General features: G+C 63.2%; 24 protein-coding genes and 1 pseudogene. 10 read left to right on the top strand and 15 right to left on the bottom strand.

The genetic code is table 11. The features are described 5' to 3' along the window. Positions 1–132 precede the first annotated feature (132 nt). Both ACIQ42_RS02960 and ACIQ42_RS02955 read left to right on the top strand, forming a co-directional pair. Positions 133–711 carry a hypothetical protein gene (locus ACIQ42_RS02960; protein ID WP_397420731.1) on the top strand — a complete coding sequence of 193 codons (579 nt, stop codon included), beginning with the start codon at positions 133–135 and terminating at the stop codon, positions 709–711. Position 712: 1 nt separating this feature from the next. Further along, on the top strand, positions 713–1,366 hold the full coding sequence (locus ACIQ42_RS02955; protein ID WP_397420730.1) for a DsbA family protein: 654 nt from the start codon (positions 713–715) through the stop codon (positions 1,364–1,366). Positions 1,367–1,379: 13 nt separating this feature from the next. Here the strand turns inward: ACIQ42_RS02955 and ACIQ42_RS02950 are convergent, their stop codons facing one another. Continuing rightward, positions 1,380–1,712: a hypothetical protein gene (locus ACIQ42_RS02950; RefSeq protein ID WP_397420729.1), complete on the bottom strand. Its 333-nt coding sequence runs from the start codon at positions 1,710–1,712 to the stop codon at positions 1,380–1,382. A gap of 88 nt (positions 1,713–1,800) precedes the next feature. Continuing rightward, complete coding sequence (locus ACIQ42_RS02945; protein ID WP_397420728.1) at positions 1,801–2,232, bottom strand: hypothetical protein; 432 nt, start codon at positions 2,230–2,232, stop codon at positions 1,801–1,803. A gap of 103 nt (positions 2,233–2,335) precedes the next feature. On the opposite strand from ACIQ42_RS02945, the gene ACIQ42_RS02940 reads away from it, so the two are divergent. Then, on the top strand, positions 2,336–4,543 hold the full coding sequence (locus tag ACIQ42_RS02940; protein WP_397420727.1) for an ATP-binding protein: 2,208 nt from the start codon (positions 2,336–2,338) through the stop codon (positions 4,541–4,543). Between the two features lie 2 nt (positions 4,544–4,545). Here the strand turns inward: ACIQ42_RS02940 and ACIQ42_RS02935 are convergent, their stop codons facing one another. Genes ACIQ42_RS02935 through ACIQ42_RS02910 form a run of 6 tightly spaced genes read right to left on the bottom strand, consistent with a single transcriptional unit; the run spans position 4,546 to position 9,193 of the window. Next, entirely contained in the window at positions 4,546–4,785 is a 240-nt protein-coding gene (locus tag ACIQ42_RS02935) for a DUF4170 domain-containing protein (protein WP_397420726.1), read from the bottom strand. Between the two features lie 22 nt (positions 4,786–4,807). Then, positions 4,808–5,593: an inositol monophosphatase family protein gene (locus ACIQ42_RS02930; RefSeq protein ID WP_397420725.1), complete on the bottom strand. Its 786-nt coding sequence runs from the start codon at positions 5,591–5,593 to the stop codon at positions 4,808–4,810. Further along, positions 5,590–6,921 (bottom strand): TldD/PmbA family protein, encoded by a 1,332-nt coding sequence (locus ACIQ42_RS02925; protein ID WP_397420724.1) that lies wholly within the window; start codon positions 6,919–6,921, stop codon positions 5,590–5,592. Before ACIQ42_RS02925 ends, ACIQ42_RS02930 begins: the two co-directional genes overlap by 4 nt. Before the next feature lie 37 nt (positions 6,922–6,958). Continuing rightward, positions 6,959–7,360 (bottom strand): MAPEG family protein, encoded by a 402-nt coding sequence (locus ACIQ42_RS02920; protein ID WP_397420723.1) that lies wholly within the window; start codon positions 7,358–7,360, stop codon positions 6,959–6,961. A gap of 14 nt (positions 7,361–7,374) precedes the next feature. Continuing rightward, positions 7,375–8,901: a UbiD family decarboxylase gene (locus tag ACIQ42_RS02915; protein ID WP_397420722.1), complete on the bottom strand. Its 1,527-nt coding sequence runs from the start codon at positions 8,899–8,901 to the stop codon at positions 7,375–7,377. A 31-nt stretch (positions 8,902–8,932) separates the two neighbouring features. After that, complete coding sequence (locus ACIQ42_RS02910) at positions 8,933–9,193, bottom strand: hypothetical protein (RefSeq protein WP_397420721.1); 261 nt, start codon at positions 9,191–9,193, stop codon at positions 8,933–8,935. 306 nt (positions 9,194–9,499) lie between these two features. Between ACIQ42_RS02910 and ACIQ42_RS02905 the strand changes: the two genes are divergently transcribed. Next, positions 9,500–10,171 (top strand): PEPxxWA-CTERM sorting domain-containing protein, encoded by a 672-nt coding sequence (locus tag ACIQ42_RS02905; RefSeq protein WP_397420720.1) that lies wholly within the window; start codon positions 9,500–9,502, stop codon positions 10,169–10,171. Positions 10,172–10,749: 578 nt separating this feature from the next. Continuing rightward, a complete protein-coding gene (locus tag ACIQ42_RS02900) occupies positions 10,750–11,751 on the top strand; it encodes a helix-turn-helix domain-containing protein (protein ID WP_397420719.1) in 1,002 nt (333 codons plus the stop codon). A gap of 101 nt (positions 11,752–11,852) precedes the next feature. On the opposite strand, the gene ACIQ42_RS02895 is transcribed toward ACIQ42_RS02900, so the two are convergent. After that, complete coding sequence (locus ACIQ42_RS02895) at positions 11,853–12,278, bottom strand: response regulator (protein ID WP_397420718.1); 426 nt, start codon at positions 12,276–12,278, stop codon at positions 11,853–11,855. 500 nt (positions 12,279–12,778) lie between these two features. On the opposite strand from ACIQ42_RS02895, the gene ACIQ42_RS02890 reads away from it, so the two are divergent. Next, positions 12,779–13,825, top strand: a complete 1,047-nt coding sequence (locus ACIQ42_RS02890; RefSeq protein ID WP_397420717.1) for a PEPxxWA-CTERM sorting domain-containing protein — start codon at positions 12,779–12,781, stop codon at positions 13,823–13,825. Positions 13,826–13,931: 106 nt separating this feature from the next. Here ACIQ42_RS02890 and ACIQ42_RS02885 read toward each other — a convergent pair whose 3' ends face one another. Next, positions 13,932–14,279, bottom strand: coding sequence for an MmcQ/YjbR family DNA-binding protein (locus ACIQ42_RS02885; RefSeq protein WP_397420716.1), 348 nt, complete (start codon positions 14,277–14,279; stop codon positions 13,932–13,934). Between the two features lie 124 nt (positions 14,280–14,403). Between ACIQ42_RS02885 and ACIQ42_RS02880 the strand changes: the two genes are divergently transcribed. Continuing rightward, the gene (locus tag ACIQ42_RS02880) at positions 14,404–16,035 is read left to right on the top strand and encodes an amidohydrolase (RefSeq protein ID WP_397420715.1); all 1,632 of its coding nucleotides are present in this window, start codon (positions 14,404–14,406) and stop codon (positions 16,033–16,035) included. A gap of 9 nt (positions 16,036–16,044) precedes the next feature. Here the strand turns inward: ACIQ42_RS02880 and ACIQ42_RS02875 are convergent, their stop codons facing one another. Further along, on the bottom strand, positions 16,045–16,539 hold the full coding sequence (locus ACIQ42_RS02875) for an HtaA domain-containing protein (RefSeq protein WP_397420714.1): 495 nt from the start codon (positions 16,537–16,539) through the stop codon (positions 16,045–16,047). Between the two features lie 6 nt (positions 16,540–16,545). Continuing rightward, complete coding sequence (locus tag ACIQ42_RS02870; RefSeq protein ID WP_397420713.1) at positions 16,546–17,055, bottom strand: thioredoxin family protein; 510 nt, start codon at positions 17,053–17,055, stop codon at positions 16,546–16,548. Between the two features lie 156 nt (positions 17,056–17,211). On the opposite strand from ACIQ42_RS02870, the gene ACIQ42_RS02865 reads away from it, so the two are divergent. After that, positions 17,212–19,329, top strand: a complete 2,118-nt coding sequence (locus ACIQ42_RS02865; protein ID WP_397420712.1) for a M13 family metallopeptidase — start codon at positions 17,212–17,214, stop codon at positions 19,327–19,329. A 7-nt stretch (positions 19,330–19,336) separates the two neighbouring features. Here ACIQ42_RS02865 and ACIQ42_RS02860 read toward each other — a convergent pair whose 3' ends face one another. Then, on the bottom strand, positions 19,337–19,591 hold the full coding sequence (locus ACIQ42_RS02860) for a DUF6356 family protein (RefSeq protein ID WP_397420711.1): 255 nt from the start codon (positions 19,589–19,591) through the stop codon (positions 19,337–19,339). A 177-nt stretch (positions 19,592–19,768) separates the two neighbouring features. Further along, the gene (locus tag ACIQ42_RS02855) at positions 19,769–21,124 is read right to left on the bottom strand and encodes a glutamate--cysteine ligase (protein ID WP_397420710.1); all 1,356 of its coding nucleotides are present in this window, start codon (positions 21,122–21,124) and stop codon (positions 19,769–19,771) included. 141 nt (positions 21,125–21,265) lie between these two features. Here ACIQ42_RS02855 and ACIQ42_RS02850 point away from each other — a divergent pair, with 141 nt between their 5' ends. Next, positions 21,266–21,691 (top strand): VOC family protein, encoded by a 426-nt coding sequence (locus tag ACIQ42_RS02850; protein WP_397420709.1) that lies wholly within the window; start codon positions 21,266–21,268, stop codon positions 21,689–21,691. Here the strand turns inward: ACIQ42_RS02850 and ACIQ42_RS02845 are convergent. Continuing rightward, entirely contained in the window at positions 21,688–22,401 is a 714-nt protein-coding gene (locus ACIQ42_RS02845; RefSeq protein ID WP_397420708.1) for a 16S rRNA (uracil(1498)-N(3))-methyltransferase, read from the bottom strand. The two genes, ACIQ42_RS02850 and ACIQ42_RS02845, sit on opposite strands and share 4 nt — an antisense overlap. Positions 22,402–22,461: 60 nt before the next feature. Between ACIQ42_RS02845 and ACIQ42_RS02840 the strand changes: the two are divergent. Continuing rightward, positions 22,462–22,723 (top strand): annotated as a pseudogene (locus ACIQ42_RS02840) (polyphosphate kinase 2); the annotation flags it as partial.

Raw genomic sequence — 22,723 nt, 5'->3', positions numbered from 1 at the left:
TGCGCCGGTCTTGCCTGGGCATGGACCCATGAACGGGAGACCGCCGCCTGCTGGCGGACAGCGGCCATGTTCCAGCTGGTGCCCGAAGATGAATGCGGGGGCTAGGCTGAGGCTCGGGAGGGTTCGGCGACCGTGAACAGCGCGCGTGAAGACCCTGACGGGCCCGAGCATCTGGCGCCCAATGACCGCTGTCTGATCGCCTCACGGGGCACCGGCGGCCCGGGCATGCTCAACAACATCTACAACAGCAACTACCAGATCGTGCAGCCGCCGGACGCCGTGGTGATCGTGTCGGAGATGATCCACGATGCCCGCATCATCCCCATCCGGGCGAACGCAGAGGCCGCGCAGGCGGCGCATGGTCCGGCGGCGCTCAACCGTTGGCTCGGCGATTCCGCAGGGTGGTGGAGCGGCGATACCCTGATCGTCGAAACGGTGAACGTGAGCCAGCAACAGGGCACGTTCGGCCCCATCTTCCTGTCATCGAGCGGAAAGGTGACCGAGCGCTTCACACGCGTCGCGGCCAGCGAGATATTCTACGAGTTCCAGGTCGAGGACCCTGTCTACTATAGTCGACCCTGGCGCGCCGAAATGAGCCTGAGCGCCTTGGCCGGACAGGTCTATGAATTCGCCTGTCACGAGGGCAACTATGCGCTGCCCGGCATCCTGGCCGGCGCCCGCCTGGCCGAGCGCACGGCTGTGGGGAACTGAGGTGGCCGGAGCGCCCGCCCCTCGACACTCAGGGCTGATGCTGGCCGGCGTGCTGCTCCTGGGGTTCGCCGCATCCTGGGTGCTGCAGAACCTGCCGCAGTCGCCGCAGCCGCTGACGCGGACTCCGGTCGTCGCCTCGGTTCTGGACGATCCAGGTTCGCCACGTGCAGGACCTGCAGATGCCGATGTCACGATCGTGGTGTTCACCGACTATCGCTGCGGGATCTGCCAGTCGACGGCGCCGGCGCTGGATCGCCTTCTCGCGACCGATCCAAAGGTCCGGGTGACCTTCAAGGACTGGCCTGTTCGCGGCCCGGACTCCACGGCCGCAGCTCATGCGGCGCTGGCTGCGCGCTACCAGAACCGCTATCTTGCATTTCACCGGGCGCTGATGGCCAGCCGGGGCCCTCTGGATCCACCCAGGATTGACGCGATCGCCGCCGGCGCCGGGCTGGACGTCACCCGACTCCGGGCCGATCAGGCCGCCCACGCCGCCGACATTGACGCCCAGCTGGGCCGCCACAATCTGCAGGCGTTCGGCCTGGGCCTGCAGGGAACGCCGGCCTATCTGGTTGGTCCGTTCCTCATCCAGGGAGGCCTCGAAGACCGTGCCTTGTCCGCCGCCGTCCGCCGGGCTCGCCGCGCCGCCAGATAGGGTTCCACACCCATCAGTGAGTGTGCAGGCTCTCGATGTAGGCCCGTAGATCTGCCAGTTCTCCGATCGTGAGCGCGACAGGCGCCATGCTGTAGTGGCCCTTGCTGGTCAGGACGGCCAATCGACCTTCCAGTCCGACCGTGTGCCGCATCTCCAGGCTTGCAAACGGCGCTGCGCGTCTGGCGCGGCTGGTGGCGTCGCCCGCCTCGATCGCATGACAGGTGGCGCATGCCCGCTGAGCGATGTGAAGGCCGCGCACGACCGGTTCATCCAGCATCCGCGCATCCGACGTCGCGCAAGCACTCAGGCCCAGCGTCAGAACCATAATAGCGAAGCGGCGGTCCATGCGACGTCATCGCTCCAGGTCGGGAGTGCGGACCATCCCATCCAGCCGCCGCGCCGCCTTGATCCAGATCAAGGGCCTCGACCGCCCCCTACCGCTTCCGGAACCGCTTGGCCTCGGCCTCCAGCTTCGAAACCCAGGCCTCCGGCTCTCTGCTTTCGGCCTGGAACGGCAAGGCCCCGGCCACACCTCTTATCGCCAACCAGAGCGGCTGATTGAAATGGCCCAATACGCGCAAGGGGCGGCGTTTGTCATCGGTGACGTCCCAGCCGGCTTCCTCGAACGCCGCCACCTGAACGGCCACGGTCTTGAGCTCGATATCATCCCAGCCAGCGGGCCGGACAGTGCTTTCGGCATCGTCATTGGTCAGGCCGAACAGGGCCCGGGCGCAGGCGTCAATCTCCGGGAACTCCGTCCGGGCTTCCGGTTCGGCGAAGTCGCGTTTCATCACGGCCCGGAACTCAAGGTCTTTCACGCCGGGCAGATCGATCAGGCGGCGAAGCGGTTCGGTGAGGCTGGACATCACGCAGGTCTATAGAGAAAACACCAATCTGACGAGTGACTGCAACCGGTCCGAGAGCTAGCGTTTTCAGAAAACCTTTACGCGTTCGCGTCATGAAAAAGCTGTGGAAAGCACCAACACCTTAAACTCGGTCTACAGCGCGACCCTCGTTACCTACTATCGCCGGACATACGGCGACCAGTTGGCGGTTCGGCTGACCAGTATCTTCCTGCTCAGCGGCGTAACAGTCTATCTGAACGCTTGGCCCATGGCCTGGGCGGCGCTTTGGGCGATGGGCTATCTTGGCGGCGAAATGGCCCTTGTTGCCTGGTGGCGACATGCCCAGAGGACGATGGCCTCGGCGGCGCAACGGGATCTGGTCCGGCTTCAACACCAGCTGATCGCGATGTCCGCAATCCTTAGCTCCTATGCCGCTATCCCCTGCTTTTTCACGGCTTACGGCGATCTCTCAACCCAGATCATCGGCTTGACCGTCGCCTCCGGAATCCTGCTGATCATCGGAGCCCAGCATAGCCTGCACCGGCATATGTTTCTGGTCACGGCCCCGGTCGGCGCGATAGCCCTGCTGCTGAATCTCTACATGCTGGGCGAAGGCGGAACGCAGTGGCTCTTTGTGTCGCTCGGGCTTGTGTTCATCGCCAACGCCCGATTTCTACAGATGGGGAACGCCGGAGCATTCGAAGATCTGATCCGGCACAAGGTCGAGGCGGACGATGCTCTGGCGCGATCAAGGGAGAGCGAAAACCTCTACCGGTTGCTGGCCGACAACCAAAGCGACATGATCGCACTGTGGGCCCCCGGCGGAGCTCCAATCTATAGCACGCCTTCGGTTGTTCGCGCCTTTGGCTACACACTCGAGGAGCGGGCCAAGCTCCCGAATTTCGTGGATCCTCATCCCGACGATGCCGAGATGATCCAGTCGATCTTTCAGAATCTTGCGCCGGAGGACGGACCGCGCAACGCCGACTATCGCGTATCTCACCGGGATGGTTCCGTCGTCTGGGTGGAAGGCACGTTCCAGCGGTTGAATGACGGAAGCGGCCGCATGCTCTCCACGGGCCGTGTGGCGACCGAACGCAAGCAGCTGGAACGGGAACTGCACCGCGCACTGGATGATGCGAAGGCGGCGCTGAAGGCCAAGTCCGACTTCCTCGCCAACATGACCCACGAACTGCGGACGCCGCTCACCGCCATTGTCGGCTTCTCCAGCCTTCTTAAGGGTGCCCAGGATCTCAACCCCCTCCACGCTCACCAGGTGCGCATCATCTGCGACGCCAGCGAGAACCTGTTGAGCGTAGTCAACGATGTGCTGGATTTCTCGCGGCTGGAAGCCGGAGCTGTGGAGCTCGACGCCCATCCTTTCGACCCACTGACCATGGCCCAATCCACCGTCGCGCTGTTGGCCAACCAGGCCGCCGCCAAGGACCTCTATCTCTCGGTGGAGGCCGACGGTATGGAGGGCGCATTGCTGGGCGACGGTACCCGTCTTCGGCAGGTGTTGACCAATCTGTTGTCCAACGCCGTGAAGTTCACGGCTTCGGGCGAGATCAAGGTTGTGGTCCAGCAGGGCGCAGCGGGCGATCAGCGCAGGCTGCGCGTATCGGTACGAGACACCGGTATCGGAATTCCTTCCGACCAGATCGACAGCATCTTTGGACGTTTCACCCAGGCCGATGCTTCGGTGTCACGCCAGTATGGCGGCACGGGCCTGGGTCTGGCGATCTCGCGGCGGATCATCGAAGCGCTGGGCGGACAGATCGCCGTGGATAGCGAGCCCGGAAAGGGTTCTACCTTCTGGTTTGAGGTTATCATGCCCGCGGTCGAGGCCGTGCACATGGACGAGTCGGAAGCCATGCCCGGGATGGATACCGGTCAGGCGCTCCGGCTGTTGCTGGTCGACGACAATCCGGTGAACCGCGAGCTGGTCTGCGCCCTCCTCCAGCCCTTTGACGTGGACATCGAGACCGCCAGCGACGGCGTCGAGGCTGTGGAGGCAGCCGCAAGGACGACCTACGATCTGATCCTGATGGACGTCCAGATGCCCAATATGGACGGCCTGACCGCGACACGCCGCATTCGGGCCGCCGAGGCCGTGGATGGCGTGCGTGTGCCAATCATCGCCCTTACGGCAAATGTGCTTCCGGAACAGGTCGCACGCTGCCGCGAAGCCGGGATGGACGATCATCTGGGCAAACCGATCAGTCCGGAGCGGCTGTTGAACATGCTGGGTCGTTGGTCAACAGGAGCCGATGACCCTGCGGCGACCGACGCCGGCCAGGACACCGGATCGCTGGCCGCGCAAGGGCGTTAGGCTCAGTCTTCGTCTTCGTCGGCGTCCGGCGCCAGAAGCTTGTGCGCGTGAATGATGAAGTAGCGCATCAGGGCGTTGTCGACGGTCTGCTGGGCCTTGGCACGCCAAGCGCGAACCGCGTCGTCATAGGTCGGATAGGCGCCGACCAGATCGACCTTGGTCAGGTCGCTGAACTCCGGCGTTCCCTCAAGGGATTTCAGTTCCCCGCCGATGACGAGGTGGAGCAATTGTCTGTGCGGCATGGTCAGGCCGTTTCAAATGAAATCATCTGGATGCGCCAATATGCCGAACGCGGTCCAGGATCAATGGGGCCAACGCCGGGGTGGCGCAGATCAGGCTGGCCTGCGACGGCCGTGGGCGATTGTAGCGAAATGCGGCGCCCCGGTGATCGCCAACAAAACAGCCGGCCTCCCGGGCAATAAGGTCGCCGGCGGCGACATCCCAGTCACTTTTCCGCACCGGCGCGACCGCCGCGTCGAAATCGCCGGAGGCTACCAGGCACATGCGATAGGCCGTGGAGTTTCGCGGCTCGACCCTCATGTTTGGCCAGGGCTGCGGCCATGCCGGGTGCCGGAAAAGCGCCGGATCACCCGCCATCCGGCAGTCCTCCAGCAACAGGGCGGAGCTGGGTTGGATCCGTTCGCCGTTCAACCAGGCGCCGCCGCCGGCGGTGGCCACAAAGGTCTGCTCAAACTCCGGCGCATAGACCACACCGGCCACCGCCACACCGTCCTCGACGATGGCGATCGCTACTGACCACCAGGGCCGGTCGTTCAGGAAGGCCCGCGTGCCGTCGATGGGATCGACCACGAAGATGCGGCGACAATCCAGACGGTGAGTGGCGTCTGCGGTCTCTTCCGACAGCCAGCCGTAGTCCGGCCGCGCCGCGCGCAGGCGTTCGGTCAGCAGGGCGTCCGTGGCCAGGTCGGCATCGGTGACCGGGCTGCGGTCATCCTTGTACTCAACCTGCAGACCCTTCCTGCGCATATCCCGCGCCAGTGCGCCGGCGGCATGTGCGGCCTCGGTGATCAGTGCCAGATCGAGGGTCATAGCCCCGCGATGGCCAGCCCATCGACCAGCAGGGACGGCGAATTGGCAGACCCCCGGATCTCGAGATCCGCGCCGGGTACAACGCGCGCAAAGATATCCAGCAGGTTACCCGCGACAGTGATCTCGTTGACCGGATAGGCGATCTCACCAGCCTCGAACCAGAAGCCCGAACACCCCACCGACCAGTCGCCGGTGTTGCCATTGAGCGAGGGACCGAACATCGAGGTCACCAGCAGGCCCGCCTTGGCGTCCTGCATCAGACCGGCAAGATCGCGATCGCCCGGATGGAAAGTCAGGTTCGATGTCGAGACGCCCGGCGGTCCGGCCAGGCCGCGCGAGGCGTGGCCGGTAGTGGCGAGCCCCAGCTGCCGCGCCGAGGAGGAATTTAGTAGCCAGGTGGTCAGGACCCCGTCGTCGATCAGGTTGCGCATGCCATTGGCCACACCTTCGTCATCGAACGGCGAGGAGCCGAGACCGCGCAGACGGTGCGGGTCGTCCGAGATCACGACGCCTTTGGCGAACAGTTGCTGGCCAAGCTTGTCCTTCAGGAACGATGTGCCACGGGCAATGGAAGGCCCGGAAATTCCACCGATCAGCGGACTCAACAGGGATCCGGCGAGGCGGTTCTCGAAGATCACCGGCGCGGTCGTCGAGGCGATCTTGCGTGCGCCCAGTCTTGAGGCCGCGCGGCGGCCGGCCTCGGCGCCCAGGCTCTCGGGCGATGGCAGGTCGGCCTGCCAGCGGACCGATCGGCCGTCGTAGCCGGTCTCCATGCCGTCGGCATCGCCGGCGATGGCGGAGGCCCCGATAGAAAATCCCGAGGCGCGATGCACGCCGGCAAACCCGCCGCTGGTGACCATGGTCCATTGCGAAGACGACCAGGATCCACTGCCGCCGTCGGAGTTGGTCACCTTGGGCACGGCGCGGGCCGCCGCTTCGGCCGCGCGGGCCCGGTCCTCGAGCTCCAGCGGCGAGGGCTCGGTGGGGTCATATAGGTCAAGGTCAGGCAAGGGTCCCCGCGCCAAACGGTCCGGATCGGCCAGTCCGCCATAGGGATCCTCGGGGGCCAGCCGCGCCATGGCCACGGCGCGGGCGACCAGTTTGGCGCGCGCTTCCGCCGAAATGTCGGAGCCGGACACGGTCGCCTGCCGCTGGCCGATGAAAACGCGCAGACCCAGATCCCGCGATTCCTCGCGCTCCACTTCCTCAAGCGCCCCGTTGCGCACCCCGATGGAAAGGCTGCGTCGCTCAGCGCCCACAGCTTCGGCGGCGTCGGCGCCCGCCTTCAAAGCGGCAGCCACGACGTCGTTCAGAAGAGTCTCGTTCATCCTGGGGATATGGCCGACCGGGCTCTCCGGAACAACCCTATGGCACCGCGTAGAACAACAATGCCGCAGCCAGCGCGATGTAGGCGATCCACGTCGCCAGCACGCCCGCTGTCCTCAGCCAGGAGACGCCCGTGCTGCGAGACAGGCCGGCGGCGTGCATCACCCGTCCCGTCAGCAGCATAAACCCGATCAGGTGGATCAACAGCGGCATGGCGCTGGCCAGAGCCAGAACGGCCAGGCCGATCAGCGCGGCGGGAACATACTCCGTCGCATTTCCAAACGCACGAATGGCCTGGTTCAGCGCCGGAACGCCGCCGTCGCCGATCTCGATATGATGCTTGCGCCGCTGGCGGGTCACCAGCACCGAGAGCACAAGCAGAAGGATCAGATGCAGGCCGGTCCAGAGGGCGGCGGCGTGTGCTGAAGCTTGGGGGTCCATTTTGCCTCCTTACCTCATTCCACCGGTCGTCCATCCCCCGGCAGGCCCAATCTGGACCACTTCTCCGTGACCGCCGCGATGGTGGCGTCGTCCATGCCGAGCTTCTCGCCCCACTCGCGATGGGTCTCGGGCGGCCATTTGTTGGTGGCGTCCAGCCCGATCTTGGAACCCAGGCCGCTCTCCGGCGAGGCAAAGTCCAGATAGTCGATGGGGGTGTTCTCGATCACGGTGATGTCGCGGGCCGGATCCATACGGGTGGACAGCGCCCACATAACGTCCTTCCAGTCGCGGGCGTTGATGTCGTCGTCCACGACGATGACCCACTTGGTGTACATGAACTGCCGCAGATAGCTCCAGACGCCCATCATCACGCGCTTGGCGTGCCCCGGGTAGCCCTTCTTCATCGAGACGACGGCGATGCGGTAGCTGCAGCCTTCCGGGGGCAGCCAGAAGTCGACGATCTCCGGGAACTGCTGCTGGAGCAGCGGAATGAACACCTCGTTCAACGCCTCGCCCAGCACGCTGGGCTCATCCGGCGGGCGGCCCGTGAAAGTGGTCAGATAGATCGGGTTCTTCCGCATGGTGATCGCGGTCACCTGGAAGATCGGGAACTTCTCGACGGAGTTATAGTAGCCGGTGTGGTCGCCGTAGGGCCCCTCATCGGCGTAGTCATCCAGCAGCACATGGCCTTCCAGCACGATCTCGGCCTGTGCCGGCACCATCAGCGGCACGGTCTTGGCGGGCACGAGGTCCAGCTTCGAGCCGCGCAGCAGGCCCGCGAACTGGTACTCCGACAGCGTGTCCGGCACGGGCGTCACGGCGGCCAGGATGGTCCCGGGATCGGCGCCGATCACCGCGCAGGCGGGCAGCGGCTCGCGCTTGCCCTCGGCCTTCCAGCGCCGGTGATGCTGGGCGCCGCCGCGATGGGCCAGCCAGCGCATGACGGTGCGGTTCTTGTCCAGCACCTGCATGCGATAGATACCAAGGTTATAGTTGTCCTCGCGCTTGTCCGACGGACCCTTGGTGACCACCAGCGGCCAGGTGATCAGGGGCGCGGGCTCCCCCGGCCAGCAGGTCTGGATCGGCAGTTTCGTCAGGTCGATGTCGTCGCCCTTGAGCACGATCTCCTGCACCGGGGCCTTCTTCACTGTGGCTGGCCTCATGGACATCACGGTGCGGGCCAGCGGCAACATCTCCATGGCGTCCTTGATCCCGCGCGGCGGTTCGGGCTGACGCAGGAAGGCCAGCAGTTCACCCACCTCGCGCAGTTCCTCAGCGGTGGTGCGTTCGCGCCCCTCGAGCGTCACGCCCATGGCCACGCGTTTCACCGTGCCGAACAGGTTCACGAGGCAGGGCATCGACGAGGGCTCGCCGTCGGCCCGGATCACATTCTCGAACAGCACGGCGGGTCCGCCATCGCGCAGCAGTCGCCGCTGGATCTCGGTCATCTCAAGGACGGTGGAGACCGGCTCGGTCACGCGGACCAGTTCGCCGGCCGCCTCCAGCTTGTCCAGGAATTCGCGCAGGGATTTATAGGCCATGCGGCGGTGTACCCGTCTCGCCGGAAGCGGTCTAGGATGGCGACATACCCACCTCGATCTTGACGACCTGCCGCCGAAGATTGCGGACCTGCTGAGCACCCTTGGCGACGGTGAGGAGCTGTTGCTGGTACAGCACGGCGCCGTGGAAGGGTGGCTGACGGCGAGCATTTCGCCTGAGCTGATCGCCCCTGAGCCGGAGGCGCCGCCCGAGCAGCAGATGCGCGAGGTGTTCGAGACCTTCCGCCCGGCGATCGCCGATGAGTTCCAGGGCCGGGTTGATAGGTCCAGACACTGGCGTCCTGCGGAGCCTTGGCCAGGGTCGGCCTGTCGGCCTCGGGCTGGTGGCCGCTTTCGAGCCCCAGCGGAACGGATTACCGAGCTTGGGACGGCGGGCTATCGGAGGCGTTTGTCACAGTCGAGACGCCGCGGAGAATCTCACGGCACAGCACCCAAGGGATGCCCCTGATTCCGGAGTTGCGTGAGGATTCACCGTACTTTCAGTATTTGGGTCCTCGACATTGGCCGAAATGGTCCTCGATCAAGGTCCCTGTCTATGACCCCTTGTCCGAAGTGAGTTTTTTGCAACGGATCTAGTCTAATGACGTCGAACATCGGCCGTTCGGCCGCCGCGGCCCTGGCAGCCAGCATGCTCATGGCAGGCTCCGCATTCGCCCTGGATATTGACAACACGCCCGGCGGTATCAGCAACTACAGTGGCGTCGAATTCGGTTTGCCAGGCGGATCGACCTCCCTTGGCCAGACCTTCGTGGCCGGCGGTTCGACGATGAACAACTTCTCGCTCTTTCTCGGCAATCGTTCCGAAGGCAATGGCTCGCTGGACTTGACGGGCTATGTCGGAACCTGGACCGGCGATAAGCTGGGATCGCTTCTTTATACAAGCGGCACGCGCAGCGTAAATGATGACAACCTCGTTGAATTCGTTTTTGATACAGGCGGCATCACCGTCACACAAGGCGTGACCTATGTGGCATTCATCAGTATCTCGGAACTGTCAAGACAGCCCAAGAGCAAGTACTACATGCCTATTGCGAATACAAATATCGCTGGGAACTTCGTATATAATAGGTCCGCACTGGATTTTGGGAACCTGTATACACAAGCGTGGATCCCTACGACCGACACGAGCGACGCCTATTTCAAGGCGGGCTTCGGCGCGGTTCCGGAACCTACGTCCTGGGCGCTGATGATCTGCGGATTCGGCCTGGCTGGCGCGGCGCTCCGGCGGCGCCGCGCGGTGATCACGGCCTGAATATCACGACGGACGATGAAACGCCGTCGGTCATCGAATCGACGGCATGTCCGGTCTGATGGAAGTAGTTTCCAGCACCCACCGTCTCAGGGGTCCCCCGCGCTGCACTCGGCTCCGTCGATGGCGTCACGCGACGCGGACTGCCAACCGCTACCATCAGCGGCAAGGGCGGCAATACCGTGTGCCGCCTGCGGTCGGTTTCAGTCGCGGCCTGACATTGATGACCGGTCTGGCACCGCTTCAGCCCGCCTCGAACCTCGGTTCGAAAACTTCACGATGACGAAACGCTGAACCGTCATTGTGACCGTCTCATGTGATCGGGCCGGTGGCTTATGCGGTTATGGCCGTAAGTCTGGCGGCGTCGTCAATCCTCGAGAGTTCGGTAGGACCATGCTGATTTTATTGCGATCCTGGCGTAGACCGCACGAAAATCTCAGCCTTCCCGTTATCTGCCGCAATCTCGGCATGAACGACGTGCAATCGGAGACGCTCACTTGGCTCCCTAAACCTCGCGAAGACCGCAGAGGTAAAAGATCATGAGCCTGGGACTAATTCCCAGACAATGGGTCGAATTCCAGATGAGCATGGCCGCGCCGACGCCGGAAAATTTCCATGCACTCCTGGTGGATGCGGGACTAGATCCTGATAAATCTCACTATGCTCCGACCGAGCTTAAAGTCCTTCTTGTGAGAGCCGTTCTCTTATTGCAAGACGAATACTATGGTCATTCAAATTTATCTCTACCAATTGGTTCTATGAATCTCCTTTTGAGTATTATGCATTCTGGTCATAATCTTCGAGATGCAATGAATATATTAAAGGATATTTCTACAAAAATTTCCCCTCAACAATGGGTTGATATAAAGTATGTCGATGATGATTGTATATTTTCAATAATAGTTAATGGTATAGATGAAGAGCATTCTGCTGCTGTTGAACTTAATGGTATTCTAATATTTTTATTTGCAATGCAGGCCTTTGTAGGACAAAAGTTTCAGATAAAAAAGCTTTACTCTAGATCTACAATTTATACTGGTTTCATGGATTACAACCAGGATGGCAATTGTCCTGTAGAATATGGTAAATTGACTGGATTTCAGCTTGATATCAATTTACTGGATCTACCTCGGCGTTCAACATTCGAGACTTCGGCCCTTAGCAATGCGATCCGTTGGGGATTGTTTATCGAAAAAGGTGCGGCCCGCGGCAATACCGACGGGAAACTGCGGATAGAAGCCGAGGTAATTCTGCAAAGAATTGAGAAACGAGCCATTTCACGTAATATTGGAGTCCGACAAAAGCGCCGTATCGCGCTTGAAGAAAGTAATGTTAGCCTTCGTGATCTGAAACGCAATATCAAAGCTGCGAACGCAATATTGCTTATATCGACGACTGATAAATCTATGGGCGAAATTGCTACGGAAATAGGATTGTCAGACGAGCGTGCCTTCCGCCGCTTTTTTCAGGGGTCAGTCGGATGCACTCCACATGAATATCGAAAGCTCCATAGTGCTGAGCGAAATGCAGATGGAAAGGATATATTCTCCGTCATAATGGATGGCGTGCAGAAAATGACCTAGTATATTTGATACTTAGACCAAATATTCATGATAAACAGTATTCCGTTTGTCTCCACCACGCGAACTGGCACCAATACGATACATCAAATGGAATTGGCCATTCAATCAATCACAACCTCCACGTAAACCACGTTGGGTCGCGGATAGAGGATCGCATGATGCAACGCCTGGACAAGGCGACGTGGCGAAAAGGGCTTCGCTAGGAACTGATCGACGCTGGCGTCGCGGGCTTCCGTAATTCGTGCCAGGGTAGCATCCGCACTGATCATGACAACCGGCACCTCCCTGCTGCGACTGCAGGTCCCGCTGCGTAGCTTGCGGACAAACTCAATGCCATCCATCGGCCACATCTTTAGGTCGGTCATGACAACGTCGATCGAGTGACGTTGCATCGCGAGGAGTCCTTCTGTTCCATCACGACACTCAAATATTTTCTGGACACCAAAGGACCGTAGAATCGTAACAATGATCAATCTCATGTGGCGATTGTCATCGACGACCAGCACGTTGATCCGGTCGTAACGCATTGATTTGGATATTGAGTCATACGCCATTCTGTATGACCGCAACTATTCGAAATACGAACTGACTTTTTCGGCTCGGTATGAGATAGTAAATTCGGAAATTTTTACTATCAGAGTTTTTCGGAATTCGTGTCTCTTTATCCCAATAAGCTCGGTGGATCCGCCTTTATAGGTCGCAATCACGTTCATGAGCCCCAAAATCCGTAGTATTACTTGGATGAACGAAGGGCGTGTGATTCGAAAGGGACAACAGAGGACTTCGCAGCGCCAAAAACGGTCAAATCGCGTTGCACTGGGCTGCGGAAACTGAGGGTTCCGTCAGATGTGGATGAGTCCTGACGTCAGTCCCTGAACTGAGCCGGTTCCATCCATGAACTGCAGGAAGTCCGACTCGAACAAGGTCTCCAATTTGGGCGCTGAGTTGGAGGCATTGATGAAGCAGATCACGTCGATCCAGTTCCGATGAAACGCCCTCAGCAGAGGAAAAGAGCGACGCCGCCCCTTTGATGATCGGCCTGCGCGCCTCTTGGGCGATTTCCGTCATTCGCCGTTGGATCGTCGACGAATTCCCGGGTCTGAACCAATGGAGACTTGGGCTCGCCGGTGACCGGAACATGGTGAGCGGGCTCTGGCTCAACCGGGGATTTTCCGGTTATTCCCCTGAGAGGCGAGTCTACTTGACTCCCAATACTGCAGGGTCTGTCTATCGATTGCATTTCCTGAAGCTGTTGGGATTCGGCCTGCTTACAGTTGAAACTCGGGCGAAAGATAAAAGCATGAATGTTTTGAAAACCACGGCGACCGCCCTAGCCGCGGCATTCGCCCTCTTCAGCGCAGCTGGCGGCGCCTCCGCAGCGGTCTATGTCGCCGGCGCCGAGTTCAGCAGCGTTCAGGGTGGGACCACCGGCGTCTGGCGATACGGTCGACTGGATGGGGCCGGGGGAACGTTTACCGAAGGCGCCTGGAATGGCACGCGGTATCAAGGGCCAGATGGCGGAGTGTATCTTTTGGTCGGCGCGGGCTCCATGCACCCGGGCTGCGTTGATGCCGGCGCAAATACCTGCGTCGCGGATCAGGCGTTCGCCAACCTTCGCTTCACCGCTCCGACTGCGGGCGATTACACAGCGACATTCCAGGTCAGGCTGATAGACCCGGCCAGCAATCCCTTCACCTGCAACGGATGCCAGATAGCTACCGGCGGCTTTCCAGATTATCGCCGGGACGGCGTGAGGATGTTGCTGAATACTGATACCAAGGATTTGCCGACCTGGACTCCGGAACTGCAGGCTCAATCATTCACCTACCAGACGCTGACCCAGACATTCACCCTGGCGGCGGGTGGCACGATCGATTTTTCGGTCGATCACAATGGCGCCCGGACCTGTCCTGGATGTGTCCCTCTGACCCGCTTCAATCTGTATGACTCTGTAGAGTACACGGCGACCGTCTCATCGGCCGCCATTCCCGAGCCCGCCACCTGGGCCATGATGATCATCGGCTTCGGCGCTGCCGGTTCTGTGATCCGCCGTCGCCGTACGCTGGCGGCGTAACCCCAGGAGCCCGACGCATATGCGCCGCCGGTCGCAGGATCGGCGGCGTTTTCGTGCGCGGAGGCCGCAGCTCTACTTGATGGCGCCGAGCGTCGCCTTCTATCCTTCAGGCGGCCTGCTCCGCCTCCCACGCCTTCACCACGCTCTTCTTCGCCACCTTCCGGAACCGCCGCTCCAGGAAATTCCGGAACGAGCCGGGGTGCAGGGTCTCGATGCGGGCGAGCACGCTGGGATAGTCCTTGTAGTGCGGCGTAATGTGGAAGGTAGCGGGTTCGGCCTCCATCAGCATGTCGCGCTCGTCGGCGCTGATATCCACCAGCACCACACTGGCGTCCTCACGCCGCAGACGGGTGAAGAACTTGCCGTTCACCTTGAAGGCGGGGCTGCCGTAGCTCATCCCCTCCTCGGCGCCGGGGAACGACATCACGATGGCTTTCATCTCGTCGGGTGTCACGGCAAGCGCTCCTGATCAGACAGCTTTCGAAGACCCTGCATGCTTTTGCGTCAAGTCGGTCTTGCCGACAATTCTGCGCGCCAGGCGGCTGGCGCAGGTGTGCCGGAGGCCTTAGCCTGACGGGATGAACCGCCGTCTTTTCCTCCTCGCCACCCTCCTGGCCACCCCCGCCGCCGCCCAGCCGGCCGACCTGATGATCTGGGGCGGGCCGGTCTATACCGGGGTTGCGCCGAAGGCCGTGGACGCGGTCGCGGTCGCTGGCGGCAAGATCGTCTATGTGGGGTCGAAGGCTGGCGCCCAGGCGAAGCTGGGCCCGAACACCCAGGTGATCGACCTGAAGGGCGCAGCGCTGTTTCCGGGCTTTACCGATGGACACGCCCACCTGCGCGGGATCGGGGAGCGCGAGCTGAGCCTGAACCTGGAAGGCTCGAAATCCGCCGCAGAGGCTACGGCGCGGGTGAAGGCCTACCTGGCCCAGCGCAAGCCGGCGGGACCCGTGTTCGGGCGCGGCTGGATCGAAACCGGATGGCCCGAGGGCCGGTTCCTCAACCGCGACGATCTGGACCCGATCGCGCCCGATCAGCCTGTTATTTTAGTCCGCGCGGATGGCCACGCGCTCACCGCCAATACCGCCGCGCTGAAGGCCGCCGGGATCACCGAGGCTACGCCGGCGCCCGACGGCGGTGCGATCCTGAAGGACGCCCAGGGTCGCCTGACCGGCGTGTTCGTCGATAACGCCATGGGTCTGATCCGCAAGCTCCGGACCGCCCCGACCGAGGCTGATCGTCGGGCAGCCTTCGAGGCGGCCTTCAAGGTGGAAGCGGCCTACGGCTGGACCGGCGTCCATTCCATGAGCGTCGACTGGGCCGATGTGTCGCTGCTGGAGGCCATGGACGCCGAGGGCAAGGCCGCCTTGCGGGTGTACAACGCCGTGGACGGCGACCAGGCCGGGCCACTGTTCACCACAGGCCCGCGCGCCTCCAGATCCGGACGGATCACCACCCGGGCGATCAAGCTCTACGAGGACGGGGCTCTGGGGTCCCGCGGTGCGGCGCTGTTCGCCCCCTATGCCGACGCGCCCACCACCAGCGGCCTGGTGGTGACGTCGCCCGAGACCATGCGCGCCTCCATGGCAAAGGCCAGGGCTGCCGGCATACAGGTCGCCACACACGCCATCGGCGACCGCGGCAACGCCAATGTGCTGGACCTCTACGCCGGTCAGGACGCATCGAAACTGCGCTGGCGGATCGAGCATTCCCAGATCGTGCGGCCCGCCGACATCCCGCGCTTCGCGGCCATGGGGGTCATCGCCTCGATGCAGCCCAGCCACGCTATCGGTGACCTGCACTTTGCCCCCGCGCGCCTGGGCGAGGCCCGGCTGGCCGGCGCCTACGCCTGGAAGGACATGCTGAAAGCCGGGGCCCGCGTGGTGGGTGGATCCGACGCGCCGGTGGAGCGTGGCGATCCGCTGATCGAGTTCTATGCCGCCGTGGCCCGCAAGGACCTCAGCGGGTTCTCGGCGCCCGACTGGCAACCGGAACAGAAACTCTCCCGCGCCGAAGCGCTGAAACTGTTCACCTCGGAGGCCGCCTGGGCCAGCTTCGCCGAGAACGAACTGGGCACGATCGAGGTGGGCAGGATCGCCGACCTGTCGGCCTTTTCCGTCGACCTGATGACCGCGCCGGAAGCCGAGATCCCCAAGGGCCGGGCGGTCCTGACCGTGGTGGACGGCAAGGTGGTCTACCGGGCGGACTGAGCGCAGCGATCAGCGCGCCGCGACAGTGAGCCTGGCGGGATCCAGCGCCGTCGTGGGTGGATAATGGTCCCCGAGCACGAAACTCCCGTCCATCGTCAGCGAGGTTGGTATCGAGGTCTCGCCTGGCTCGCCCCCCGTGATTGCGGCCAGATCGAGCTTGGCGATCTCCACGCGGCGGGTCCGCGCGGTGCTGTCGGCCACGGTCAGGACTGCGCCGGTCGCTGTGATCTCTATGGCCGGATCGGCCAGGAACACCTTCAGCATGCCGCCGTGCGCCTCGAACCGCACCTCACCCAGGAACCGCCCCTGACCTGTCAGTAACCCATCCGCGGCCAGCGCAAGGTCGCTGTCCGGAGCAGCGGCAAAGGTGAAGCCCCCGTCTGTGGCGAGTTCGGCGCCGCCGCCAACCTCGGTCACCCCGCCCATCATCGCCACGTAACCCCGGAAGCTCGTCTTCACCCCCCAGTGCAGGGCGGTGACGGGCTGCAACTGAGAATCGGTCATTGTTTCCTACCGCGTATACTTCGCCAGCCAGTTGGCCAGCGCCTGGGGGGTCATGTGGCGCGCGTCGGCCAGGGCGGCGACATCGGCGCGCGCGACCAGTTGCTTGCCGCTGGCCGGGTCGACGATCAGGATCGCGGGCACGCCTTCCAGCTTGTCCTTCACGCCGAAGCGGGCGGGCACCTGCAGGTTCTTGTCCATGCGGCCCACGTCAATGCTGATCATCTCGTAGTGGCGGCCCAGGAAGGCTTTCATCTCGGGCAGGTCCATGGTGGCCTGCAGGATCCGGCAGTCGCCGCACCAGTTTCCGCCCATCTTGATCATCAAAAGCTTCTTGCCCGCCTTGGCCTTCGCCAGGGCCTTGTCCGTCTGGGCCGAAGCATTGGCGGCTTCATCATACGGATAGGGCAGCGGTGTCTTGAGCTGGCCGTAGTCACTGATGCTGACGCGCGGCGGCTGGGCGGCAGCCGCAGGCAGGGCCAAAGCCAAGGCGAAAAGCGCAACGAAAAACCGGACCATATTGATCTCCCCCGATCGCCTGACCCATCACCGGCGCAGGCTGACAGGTCAAGTCTGACAGAACTGTAATGCACGCTGGACTGGTAAAGCCGCAGATTTGTCTTAATTCGCGGTGACGCCGGAATCATATTCGCTGCGACCTCAATGAGAAGACCTATGGCCCAGATGTTCCGCACCCGCCTGATGGCGACCAGCGCCGCCGCGCTTCTGGCCCTTTCGGTTGGCGTCGCCCGGGCCCATGAAGGGCACGACCATGCGCCCGACGCGCAAGCCGCGGCGGCTGCCAGCCCGACGGGCGGCGCGACCGCCGAGTCGCTCGCCTCACCGAAATTCGGAACCTGGGGCTTTGACCTGAGCGGGATGGATCGCTCGGTGAAGCCCGGCGATGACTTCTATGCCTTCGTCAACGGCAAATGGGCCGAGCGCACGGAAATCCCCGCCGACCGCGTCCGGTATGGGTCTGGCGATGCGCTGCAGGCACTGTCGGAGGCGCGCGTCCGCGCCATTCTGGACGACGCCGTCGCCGGCAAGCTGGACCACCCCGACGCGGCCAAGATCGCCGCTGCCTATGGCGCTTTCATGGATGAAGCTCGCGTCGAAGCGCTGGACGCCAGGCCGTTGGCGCCGGAGCTGGCGATGATCCGCAAGGTGAAGAGCAGGGCCGACTTCACCGCCCTGATGGCGAAGTCGAACACCACGGGATTTACCTCGGTCCTGCCGGTCCAGATCTTCCTCGATTCCAAGGCGCCGGACCGCTACGTGCTGCTGACGTCGAATTCGGGGCTGGGCCTGCCTGACCGCGACTACTACCTGCAGGCCAGCTTCGCCGACAAGAAGGTCAAGTACGAGGCCTATATCGCCCGGATGCTGACGATGATCGGCTGGGATAAGCCGGCCGAGAACGCCAGGGCCATCGTCGCTTTCGAGACGAAAATGGCCGAGGTCAGCATGACCCGCGTCGAGCAGCGAGACCGGGACAAGACCTACAATCCGATGACCCCGGCCGAGCTGGCCGCCTATACGCCCGACTTCGACTGGAAGTCCTATCTGGCCGCGGCCGACCTGCCGAAAGCCGACAAGATCATTGTCTGGAGCAAGCCGGCCTTCCCGAAGATCACCGCGATCTATGCGGCCACGCCGGTGGACACGCTGAAGGCCTGGCAGGCGTTCCACCTGACCGATGGCGCCGCGCCCTATCTCTCCAAGCGGTTCGTCGACGCGCGCTTTGAGTTCAAGGGCAAGGAACTGGCCGGTCAGAAGGAATTGGCGCCGCGCTGGAAGCGGGCCGCTCGCTGGATGGACGGCGCGCTCGGCGAGTCGGTCGGCAAGGTCTATGTCGCCCGCTACTTCCCGCCGGAGACCAAGGCCAAGGCCTTGGAGTTGGTGACAAACGTCCGTAGCGCCATGCGCGGCCGGATCGAGAACCTGGCGTGGATGGGCCCCGCCACCAAGGCCAAGGCGCTGGAGAAGCTGGACCGCCTGGGTTTGAAGATCGGCTATCCGGACCAGTGGCTGGACTATTCCGCGCTGGAGATGAAGCCGGACGACCTCTACGGCAACGTCATGCGATCCAGTGTCTTCGAGTGGCGACGCCAGGTCGCACGCTTTGACCAGCCGGTGGATCGGACCGAGTGGGGACTGACGCCGCAGACCGTCAACGCCTACTACCACCTGTTCAATATCGAGATCGCCTTCCCCGCCGCCTACCTGCAACCGCCCTTCTTTGATCCGGATGCGGACCCGGCGGTGAACTACGGCGCCGTCGGCGCGACCATCGGCCATGAGATCACCCACGGCTTCGACGATCAGGGCCGCAAGGCCGACGCCCGCGGCGTCCTGACCGACTGGTGGCAACCGGAGGACGACGCCAAGTTCAAGGCGCAGGCTGGTCGGCTCACCGCGCAGTTTGACGCCTTTGAGCCCTTTCCTGGCGTGAAGGTGCAGGGCGCCCTGAGCCTTGGCGAGAACATCGCCGATCTGGGTGGACTGAAGCTGGCGCTGGACGCCTATCACGCCTCACTGAAGGGCGCCCCGGCGCCCGTGATCGACGGGTTCACCGGCGATCAGCGGGTGTTCCTGGGTTACGCCCAGGCCTGGCGCGAGAAGGCCCGCGAGGACTTCACCCGCGCTCAGATCGCCACCGGTCCGCACGCGCCGTCGTTCTACCGGGTGATGGGCCCACTTCGAAACATCCAGGCCTGGTACGACGCCTGGGATATCAAGCCCGGCGACAAGCTCTACATCCCGCCGGAGCAGCGCGTAAACATCTGGTAGCGAGACCTCAGATCTCGGGACACCAGCCCGTTAGGCCCGGCTCCCCCCGGGTCTTGCCGGCGGTGCGATGCGTCACCATCCGGTGGTGCAGTTCGCGAATACGTCGGCTGCCCGAGGCCTGAAACGCAAACGGAAAGATGCCGTGCAGCAGGCAGGCCACGGCACCCGCGGCCATCGTCGCCGCATAGCCGCTCGCCGAAACCAGATGCTCGAAATAGGTCTCGCCGACCGTTTCGGGGTGCTGGGTAAACGCCTTGAGCATGGGGCCGCCTGTCATCCTGAATACGGCGACAGGATGCCGGGGTGACCGGAGAAAATCTTCTCCCAAATTTCCACGCACCGAGGGAAATCAGAGAAATTCACTCTCCGGATGATGATGGATCCAGAATTTTTCTCTCTATCCAGAGAAGGAAAGAATTAATCTCTCTTATGCGGTCGCCTAGTAGGCGAAATCCGCAAACACGCGGCTGGCGTCGCCTTCCCAGCGGGTGTTGTAGAGCTCCAGCAGACGCTCGGCAGGCGTGATCCCGCTATCGGCGATCTGGTCCAGTTCGGAGAGGTAGCCGGTCTCGTCCACCATGCCGCCGGACAGGCGGTTGCGGTTCTTCAGGCCCGATCGCGAGATCGACAGCATGTCCTTCGCCACGTCCTGCACGCTGCGCCCGGCGATCTGCGCCTTCAGACCCACCCGGGCCACGTCGGCGCGCAGGCGCTCATGGTCCTCGATGTTCCAGTCCTTGCAGAGGTCCCAGGCCGCCGCCAGCGCGGGCGCATCGTAGAAGATCCCCATCCACAGCGCCGGCAGGGCGCAGAGACGGCTCCAGGGTCCTGCATCGGCGCCGCGCATCTCCAGGTACTTCTTGAGCCGCACCTCCGGGAAGATGGTGGTCATGTGGTCGGCCCAGTCCTTGATGGTCGGCCGCTCTCCCGGCAACTCCGGCAGCTTGCCCTCCATGAAGTCCACGAAGGAGCGCCCGGCTACGTCGATGTAGCGATCGCCGCGCTTGACGAAATACATCGGCACCTTCAGCGCATAGCGGGCGTAGGACTCGAAGTTGAACCCGTCCCGGAATACGAAATCCAGCATGCCGGTCCGATCGGGATCGGTATCTGTCCAGACGTTGGCCCGGGCCGAAACAAAGCCTGACGGCTTGCCTTCGATGAACGGCGAGTTGGCGAACAGCGCCGTGCAGATCGGCTGTAGCGCCAGCGACGTACGGAACTTGGCCACCATGTCGGCTTCGTCGGCGAAGTCGAGGTTGGCCTGTACCGTGCAGGTGCGGAACATCATGTCGAGGCCGAGATTGCCCACCTTGGGCATGTATTCCCGCATGATCTTGTAGCGGCCCTTGGGCATCACCGGCACCTGGTCGCGCCGCCAGATCGGGCTGTAGCCCAAACCCAGGAACCCCAGGCCAAGTTCGTCGGCCACCTGTTTGACCTCAGTGAGGTGGTTGCCGGTCTCCTCGCAGATGTCGTGGACGGTCTCCAGCGGCGCACCCGAGAGCTCGAACTGACCGCCCGGCTCCAGGCTGACATTGGCAAGCCCACGTTCCAGGGCGATGACGTTCTCGCCTTCCATCAACGGCGTCCAGCCGAAGCGGGTCAGGCCGTCCAACAGCGCCTTGATGCCGCGGGGCTCGTAGGCCACTGGCGAATTGTCGGCCAGGCGGTAGACGAACTTCTCGTGCTCGGCACCTACGCGCCAGGCGCTGGCGGGCTTGCCGCCCTCGGCCATCCAGCCCACCAGGTCTTCAAAGACAAGGGGGCGATCATCGCTCACCACGTCGGCCATTCGCAAATCCTCCCCCGAGATAACGCGGCAACACTCAAAGAGGCTCACGCGGTCGCGTCTTTACGCTGTTAGGTTAGGTGGGCGCAATTCCGTGAAGCTCAAGGGCGGGCTATAGGGTCTTTGCAACGACAGTCTGGAGACATGATGGCCGCCGCGAACGTGAAGGAGGCCGTCCCGTATTTCAGGGTCCGGGACATGAAGGCCTCGCTGGCCTTCTACGTAGAGGGTCTCGGCTTCGAGATCGACAAGCGCTGGGATGACCGCGGCGTGCTGCGCTGGTGCAGCCTGAAGCTGGGCGGAGCTACGCTCCGGCTCCAGCAGTTCAAACCCAAGGGCCAGGACGCCTGGATCGCCGCCGGGCCGGTGGGCGAAGGCGTGACGATCTATTTCCCTTGCGAGGACGCCACGGCGGTCTGGACCGAGGCGACCGCGCGCGGCCTGGACGCCCCGCCGCCGGAAGTGGGCAACGGCATGTGGCTGGCCGGCTTCGACGACCCCGACGGCTACCGGCTGGAATTCGAAAGCCCCACCGATGCGCCCGAGGACAGCGTGTTCGGGGAGGATTAGCGCCAATCCCCCACCGCCGCCTGCCAGAGCGTCAGTGCGCTGATGGCGGCGGTGTCGGCGCGGAGGATCCTGGGGCCCAGGGTGGCGGCGGCAGCATAGGGCAAGGCCCGCAACCGGTCGCGTTCGCCGGGGGAAAAGCCCCCCTCCGGCCCGATCAGAATGGCCCACGGGCCAGGCGTGGTGACGGCCTCCAGCACGGTTGGCGCATCGCCGGCCTCGTCGCAGAACAGCAGGCGTCTCGTCACATCCCAATCAGCCAGCAGGCGGTCGAGTTTCACGGGCTCCGCAATCTGCGGCACATCCAGCCGCCCGGTTTGTTCGGCGGCTTCCATGGCGATGGCGCGCAGGCGCTCGACGCGGATGTGGTCGGCGTTGGTGCGTTCGGTGGTCACCAGACGTACGCGACGCGCGCCCAGCTCCGCAGCCTTTTCGATGATGGTTTCCAGCCGGCCACGCTTGACCAGGGCGATCACCAGATCGAGGTCGGGCCCCACGTCCTGGGGCCGCGCGCAGGAGAGCGCCGTGAGCGTGACCGCCCGCTTGCCCACCGTGGCGACGGAAGCCCGCCACTCACCGTCACGGCCGTTGAACACCGCCAGTGTGTCGCCCACCGTCTGGCGCATGACCGCCGACAGATAGCGGCTCTGGCCCTCATCGAGGGTGAGCTGGGCGCCCGGCGCCAGATCATGCGGCACATAGAGACGGATCATCCCGCATCCCTACCAACGGTTGGGGCTGGGCGAAATCACTCCGAGCCGTCTAAATGGGCCATGGCCAATTCCGACGACGACGAGCTGGAAGCCCTGCAGATCGCCCTGGTGCGATATCAGGTGGACGCCATCGCCCAGGGGCGCCGCGACCTTGTGGTCTTCGAAGGCCGCGACACCGCCGGCAAGGACGGGGCGATCAAGCGGATCAATGAGTATCTCTCGGTCCGCAACACCCGCGTGGTGGCCCTGCCCAAACCCACGGAGCGCGAGCGCAGCCAGTGGTATTTCCAGAGGTATGTGGCGCACCTGCCGGCGGCCGGCG

Source organism: Phenylobacterium sp. (assembly GCF_044372605.1).
Classification (GTDB): Bacteria; Pseudomonadota; Alphaproteobacteria; order Caulobacterales; family Caulobacteraceae; genus Phenylobacterium.
Note: the sequence above shows the minus strand (reverse complement) of the source record. Positions and strands in the feature narration are given on the sequence as shown.